Raw genomic sequence first — 7,145 nt, 5'->3', positions numbered from 1 at the left:
CCAACAGGCCGCTGGAGGCGTTGAAGTCAATCGCGTTGCCGGTGCCGGTGAGGTTGGTCATGTTGCGCAGCGCCACCGCGCCCGACTGCAGGATGCTGCGGACCATCCCGTCGTTCTTACCGAGCAGATTGGACAGTTCCCGCAGATTGGTCAGCAGCTCTTCGAGTTCGGGCCGATCCTCGATCACGATGCCGCTCAACGTCTGTACGAGGTTGGTGAGCGCATTCATCATCGCGTGGAAGGTGGCGCGCCGTGCGACGAACTCACCCAGCAGCGAATTGCCTTGATCCATCAGGCTGCCGATGGTCGACTGCTGGCTGCGCAACGTTGAGCTCACCATCTCGGTGGTCTTCAGCAATTCACCGAGCTGGTCGCGGCGCTGCGCGATGATCGATGACAGGGTGTGAGTGTTCTCCAACGCCTTCGGAACGACCGGGGGCAGGGTCTGCATCTGCCGGCCGAGAACCGCGAGTGTCTCGGCGAACTGGTCGGAGTCGACCTGTTCGTAGGTGGTCGTGACGTCGGCCAACGCTTCCTGGAGGTCGTATGGCACATCGGTGTGCGTGAGGTCGAACGTGTTGTCGGGCAACGAGCCCGCGCCGTCGGGATGAAGTGCGAGGTACCGCGAGCCGAGGATCGTCGTTATCATGATCGACGCGCGGGAGTCCTCTCCGAGTGCGACGTCGCTGCGAACCTTCAGCCGGGCCTCGACGTGATCACCTTTCAGCTCCATGCTCGACACCTCGCCGACCGGGATGCCCGCCACGGTGATGGGATTGCCCGGCTGCAGTGCGGCCGCTTGCAGGAAGCGCGCGGTGTAGTGCCGGTAGCCGAAGTCGGCCACCCGCACCAGCAGCAGCGCTCCGATGAGGACCACCACCACGGCGACGGCGACGACGCCGAGCCAGATCTTGCTGTAGTTCTCCAACGGGCGCCGGTTCTTGCGTGTTCGATCAGCCATTGGCCATGTTCCTGCACTTCGGTGTGTGGCGGGCTTTGTTGCCGGGGGTGGCGGCATCGACGATGATCGGGGTCACGTCGTTCAGACCGGGGAAGAACGCGGTGCCGTCCAGCTCGCACGCATAGGCGTTGGCATAGGTGCCTTCTCCGGTGATGCGCGCGAATCCCTTGAGCATCAACGGCAGATTGGCGCCGACGAACGCCAACTGCGGTTCGATCCCGAGCATGTGCTGGGCGAAGCCGGGTTCGCGCTCGACGAGTTCGTTCAGTGAGGGATACACCTCCTCGGAGATCGTCGACAGCTGACGCACCACCTTGGCCACCGAACCCATCGAGTCCACCAACTCGGGTCGCCGAGCATCGAACGTCGACACCACCGACCGCGCCTGCCCGATGATGTGGTCGAGGTCGTCGTTGTGGCGGGCGAGGTTGGCGACAACGACGTTGAGATCCGTGATCACACCGCCGAGTTCCTCGTCGCGCCCGGCGAACGCGTCGGTGAGTTGGGCCGTTTGGTCGACGAGCGCGGTGATCGAGGCCTGGTCGCCCTGCAGCGACTGGATGACACCCTTGGTGAGGTTGTCGGCGTGGCGGGGGTCGAGCACGCTGAAGAGCGGCTCGTACCCATTGAGAAGCTTGCCGACGTCGAATGACGGATCGGTCTGTTCGACCGGTATGACACTGCCGGGAGGTAGGGGTCTCGGCTCCCCCAGATTGCCCAGGGACAGACCGAGATACCGCTGTCCGACGATGTTCTGGTAGGTCACCGAGGCGACGGTGGTGCCCAGCAGCTGTTGATCCGCCTGCACGACGAACGAGACCTTCGCGTTCTTGCCCTGCAGCTCAATGCTTTCCACTCGGCCCACGCGCACGCCGGCCATCCGGACGTCGTCCCCCTCGCGCAAGCCGAAGACGTCGGTGAACACTGCCGCGTACGGCACCGTCGATCCGGCGACATCCCGGCGCAGCGTGACGTAGACCAGCCAGGTGAGCGTCAGCGCCACCACCATGAACAGCGCCAGCCCGACCAGGGCACCGCGAGACTTCATCGGGGTCCTCCCCCCGGCTTGGGAGCCACCGGCGCCACCGGGGACTGATTGACCGGCCGTGGCGGTATCGGGACCAGCGCGTCGTTCGCGGTCCCGGGCACCGGGGGCGCAGGCGACATCCACGGAGGCAGTGGCGGATTCGGATCGGCCAGGTTTGGGTTCGGGTTGACCAGCGGTGGCCCGACGGCGACCAGATTTCCATTCTCGCCCAGCACCGTGCCCGGCGGAGGCGCCAGATCCTTCGGTGGTTGATAGTTCTGCGGCAACAGCACATCGGGCAGCGCGGGTCGAGTCACCACCAGGGGTGCGGTGTAGCAGCTCGGTCCTACCAACTCGCCGTATCGCGGGCAGTCGGCCCTGGTGTAGGTGTAGGACGGGGTGAGCGACAGGTTCATCCGCATGTTGCCGACATCGCGCTCGGGACGCCAGACCTCGGTGAAGAACTTGTCGGACAACCCGTTCAGCTTCACGAACGCCGGCAGCCAGTGGTGCGAGGTGTCGGCGAGGATGCCCATGACCGGGGTCAGCTCCGAGGTGGTGGTGACCAGTCGGTCAGTGTGGTTGTTCAGCGCCGTATGCGTGGTTCCCATGGTGTGCATGCCACCGCTGATGAGCGCATCGAGCTGAGAGCGCTGTTGCACCAGCGTCTGCATCGGTTCGACGGCCATGTGCAGCGCGTCCATCAGCTCCGGTGCGGTCGCCTGCAGTCCACGGGTGGCCTCGATGAGGGTCGACACCGTCGTCGGGCCCGGATCGGTGGCCACGATCGCGTCGAGCTGGTCGATGAGCCTGTTCAGTTGTGCTCCGCTGGTGAGCAATTCGGTGCGGCGGTTCTCGGTGGCCTCGTTCACCGCGGCGAGGATGCCCACCGTCTTGTCCTCGCGGCCGCGCCCGGTGGCGGCCAGGATGTCGCGCAGCTTGCTGATCGTGGTCTGAAACAGCACGGTCGGCAGCTCGGTGTCCTCCGGGATGCTGGCGCCCGCGGCGATCGCCGGACCGGGCTCGCCTCGATCCACGAGTTGCACCGAGGACACCGCGAACACGTTGCTGGGCACGACTCGCGCGGTGACGGTCGCCGGTATGGAGCGGGCGTATTGAGGATCGAGATTGATGTGGACGTAGTTGGGCTGTCCGTGCGCGGCCGGTGTCACACCGTCGACGGCGCCGACCAGGACGCCGTGGTATTTCACATCGGACCGCTGCGGCAGCCCGTCGCCGACGTTCACGAGATGCGCGACGACCCGCACGAACGGATCCAGGCGTCCCGTCGCCTTGATCAACAGCGTCACCGAGATCAACGCCAGGACAACGGCTACCGCGATTCCGGCGGCGACCAGCTGGCGATCACTCGGCCCACGCCCGTCCAGGTCAAAGGAATTCGCCACCTATCCCCCAAACCTCGCCCCGGCGTCGACATTCCACAACGCCATGGTCAGAAGCATGTTGACGATGATCACGACGGTGATGCTGGCCCGCATGGCGTGCCCGGCGGCCACACCAACCCCCTCGGGCCCGCCGCTGGCGTAAAAGCCGTAGTAGCACTGGATCGTCGTGGCGATCCACACGAAGACGATCGCCTTGAGGAGCGAGTACAAGATGTCTTGCCCCGACAGCATCAGCGTGAAGTAGTGCAGATACGAACCCGTCGCACCACCGCTGATGACCATCACGACGACCTGTGTCGTCAGATAACTGACCGCCAGGCACACGACGTAGAGCGGGATGACCGCGATCACCGACGCCATCAACCGGGTGGTGACCAGGTACGGGATCGGACGGATGGCCAACGAGTCCAAAGCGTCGATCTCCTCGGCGATGCGCATGGACCCCAACTGCGCGGTGAACCGGCAGCCCGCCTGGGTCGCGAACGCCAACGACAACGCGATCGGGGCGAGTTCGCGCGTGTTCACCAATGAGGAGATGATTCCCGTCGCCGGGCCCAGGCCCAGCAGGTCGAGGAAGTTGTAGCCCTCGATGCCGACGAGCGCTCCCACGGTCACACCGAGAACGACCGCCACCCCGGCCGTGCCGCCTCCGACCACCAAAGACCCGTTACCCCAAGCGATGTCGGAGAGCAGCCGGACGAACTCGGAACGATAGTGCCGAAGCGCCAACGGAACCGCGGCGATCGCACGGACGAAGAACACCAGCATGTGGCCGAGCTGCCCGATCGGCGGCGCGACCTTTCCGTAGAGGCGAACGAAGGGCGTGAGCAGGGGCGGTACGAACGTCGACGCCATGTCACAGACCGACCCGCGGGAACAACATGATGTACAGCTGGCTGATCGCGACGTTGATGACCATGAGGACGAGGATCGATTCGACGACGGCGGCGTTGACCGAGTTGGCGACGCCGGTGGGGCCTCCTTGTGTGGACAGTCCCTTCTGACACGACACCACCGCGACGACGGCTCCGAAGATGACCGCTTTCACCAGCGCCACGATCATGTCGCCGGTCGTGGTGAAGGACGCGAACGTCGCGACGAAGCTACCGGGCGCCCCGTTCTGGAAGTACACGTTGAACAGGTAGCTGGCGAGGAAGCCGACGAAGCACACCACTCCCGTGAGCGCCACGCCGATCATGATCGCCGCGGCGAATCGCGGAACCACGAGGCGGCGAATCACCGATACCCCCATGACCTCCATGGCGTCGGTCTCCTCGCGCATCTTGCGGGAGCCGAGGTCCGCGGTGATTGCCGAGCCGACCGCGGCCGCCATCAGGATCGCCGCGGTCAAGGATGCCGCCTGCCGGATCACCGCCAGACCGCTCGCCGCACCGGCGAGCGACGTGGCACCGACCTGTCCGGCCAGCAGTGCGAACTGGATGGACAGGGTCACGCCGATGGGAAGGGCGACGAGCGCCGTCGGCAACACCGCCGTCCCGGCCATGAACGCGGCCTGGCGGATGAACTCCCACCACTGGAAACGTCCGGTGAACAGGTCGATGAACATGAACTGCAGCGTGCGCACCCCCAGGACGAACTGGTCGCCCACCGTCGCGAGGGACGCCAACGGGTGTCGTTTGACGTAGCCGCCGGCCCAGTTGCCGATGACCTCAATGCCGTCACCACGTGCCGTCACGATGAATCGCCGTTCACTTAATGTCCGCACCCCCTGTCGGCAGCATTCACCATGCCTTCAGGCTCCGCAGCAAATTACGCTATTTTCCGCCGGATAGCCATGGCTGCCATCTTGGCCTTCAGGCCAAGACCGGTCGTCTCACCACCTGCTGGATGAGCATGGACATTAACTTATGCCGAATGGAGGCGGTCGAGATCGCTCGGCACCCTGCCGCGTGCGGTGTCGATTCCGGGGACTTGGTGACTGGAATTGGAACACGTTCTAGTCTGATCGGCATGAGTGATGCCCTCCTGCGCCATCCCATCCATTCCGGCCACCTCACGGTCGGGGCACTGAAGCGGAACAAGAACAAGCCGGTGCTGTTCCTCGGCGACACCACGCTCACCGGCGGGCAGCTCGCCGAGCGCATCAGCCAGTACATTCAGGCGTTCGAGGCGCTGGGCGCCGGCTCGGGGACGGCCACCGGGCTGCTGTCGCTGAACCGGCCGGAGGTGCTGATGATCATCGGTGCCGGGCAGACCCAGGGCTACCGCCGCACCGCACTACACCCTCTCGGCTCGCTGGACGACCACGCCTATGTGTTGAACGACGCCGGCGTCACGTCGCTGATCATCGACCCGAACCCGATGTTCGTCGAGCGGGCGCGGGGGCTGCTGGACAAGGTGCCGGGGCTCAAGCAGATCCTCACGATCGGGCCGGTGCCCTCCGAGTTGGAGGGCGTGGCCGTCGACCTGACCGCCGAGGCCGCGAAGTACTCGCCGCAGCCTCTGGCGGCCGCCGACCTGCCGCCCGACCACATCGGCGGCATGGCCTACACCGGCGGCACCACCGGTAAGCCGAAGGGCGTGATCGGCACGGTGCAGTCAATCACGACGATGACGACGATCCAGTTGGCCGAGTGGGAATGGCCGGAGAATCCGAAGTTCTTGATGTGTACCCCGCTGTCGCACGCGGGCGCGGCATTCTTCGTGCCGACGATCATCAAGGGCGGCCAGCTGTTCGTGCTCACGAAGTTCGATCCCGCCGAGGTGCTGCGTGTGATCGAGGAGCAGAAGATCACCGCGACCATGTTGGTGCCGTCGATGATCTACGCGCTGATGGACCATCCGGATTCGCGCACGCGCGACCTGTCGTCGCTCGAGACGGTGTACTACGGCGCATCGGCGATGAACCCGGTGCGGCTGCGGGAAGCGATCGACCGCTTCGGCCCGATCTTCGCGCAGTACTACGGCCAGTCCGAGGCGCCGATGGTGATCACCTACCTCGCCAAGAAGGATCACGACGAGAAGCGGTTGACGTCGTGTGGGCGACCGACGGTATTCGCCCGGGTCGCGCTGCTCGATGCCGGCGACAAGCCGGTGCCGCAGGGCGAGGTCGGCGAGATCTGTGTGTCCGGACCCCTGGTGTCCGGCGGCTACTGGAACAAGCCCGAGGCGACGGCCGAGACCTTCCGCGACGGCTGGATGCACACCGGTGACCTGGCCCGCGAGGACGAGGACGGGTTCTATTACATCGTCGACCGGACCAAGGACATGATCGTCACCGGCGGCTTCAACGTGTTCCCGCGTGAGGTGGAAGACGTTGTCGCCGAACATCCTTCGGTCGCTCAGGTCTGCGTGATCGGCACCCCCGACGAGAAGTGGGGTGAGGCGGTGACGGCGGTGGTCGTGCTGCGCCCCGACGCCGACCGCTCCGAGGATGCCGTCGCGCAGATGACCACGGAGATCCAGTCCGCGGTGAAGGAACGCAAGGGTTCGGTGCAGTCGCCGAAGCAGGTGATCGTCGTCGACTCGGTGCCGGTGACCGCACTGGGCAAGCCGGACAAGAAGGCCGTGCGCGCGCAGTTCTGGGCGGGTTCGGAGCGCGCGGTCGGCTGATCCCGCTCCTCCTTCTCCCGCGAGCAGACGCGAAACTGCCCCTTTTCGCGGATTTTTGGGCAGGTTAGCGTCTGCTCGCGCTAGGAAGTGAGCACCCAGTCCGCGCGCGGTTTCGCGCGTTCGATGCGGGCGGCGTTGACGTCGTCGACGGCGCGAACCCATGCCTGCGCCTGCTCGG

The 7,145-nt window shown here is 65.5% G+C and carries 6 protein-coding genes; 1 reads left to right on the top strand and 5 read right to left on the bottom strand.

The annotated features are described in order from the left end of the window. The 5 genes from A5698_RS20095 to A5698_RS20075 form a co-directional block, all read right to left on the bottom strand. A partial coding sequence (locus tag A5698_RS20095) for an MCE family protein (protein WP_068300405.1) occupies window positions 1–961 on the bottom strand: 961 nt, incomplete at its 3' end. Then, the gene (locus tag A5698_RS20090) at window positions 954–2,009 is read right to left on the bottom strand and encodes an MlaD family protein (RefSeq protein WP_068300403.1); all 1,056 of its coding nucleotides are present in this window, start codon (window positions 2,007–2,009) and stop codon (window positions 954–956) included. The genes A5698_RS20095 and A5698_RS20090, both read right to left, overlap by 8 nt. Further along, window positions 2,006–3,394, bottom strand: a complete 1,389-nt coding sequence (locus A5698_RS20085; protein ID WP_068300401.1) for an MlaD family protein — start codon at window positions 3,392–3,394, stop codon at window positions 2,006–2,008. Before A5698_RS20085 ends, A5698_RS20090 begins: the two co-directional genes overlap by 4 nt. Next, window positions 3,395–4,249: an ABC transporter permease gene (locus tag A5698_RS20080; protein ID WP_068300398.1), complete on the bottom strand. Its 855-nt coding sequence runs from the start codon at window positions 4,247–4,249 to the stop codon at window positions 3,395–3,397. It lies immediately after the preceding gene. 1 nt (window position 4,250) lies between these two features. Next, the gene (locus A5698_RS20075; protein WP_068300409.1) at window positions 4,251–5,093 is read right to left on the bottom strand and encodes an MlaE family ABC transporter permease; all 843 of its coding nucleotides are present in this window, start codon (window positions 5,091–5,093) and stop codon (window positions 4,251–4,253) included. A gap of 272 nt (window positions 5,094–5,365) precedes the next feature. Between A5698_RS20075 and fadD8 the strand changes: the two genes are divergently transcribed. After that, the gene (fadD8, locus tag A5698_RS20070) at window positions 5,366–6,967 is read left to right on the top strand and encodes a fatty-acid--CoA ligase FadD8 (RefSeq protein WP_068300396.1); all 1,602 of its coding nucleotides are present in this window, start codon (window positions 5,366–5,368) and stop codon (window positions 6,965–6,967) included. Window positions 6,968–7,145: the final 178 nt, after the last annotated feature.

Source organism: Mycobacterium sp. E136 (assembly GCF_001666865.1).
GTDB lineage: Bacteria > Actinomycetota > Actinomycetes > Mycobacteriales > Mycobacteriaceae > Mycobacterium.
This window is presented reverse-complemented; position numbering and strand designations above follow the sequence as displayed.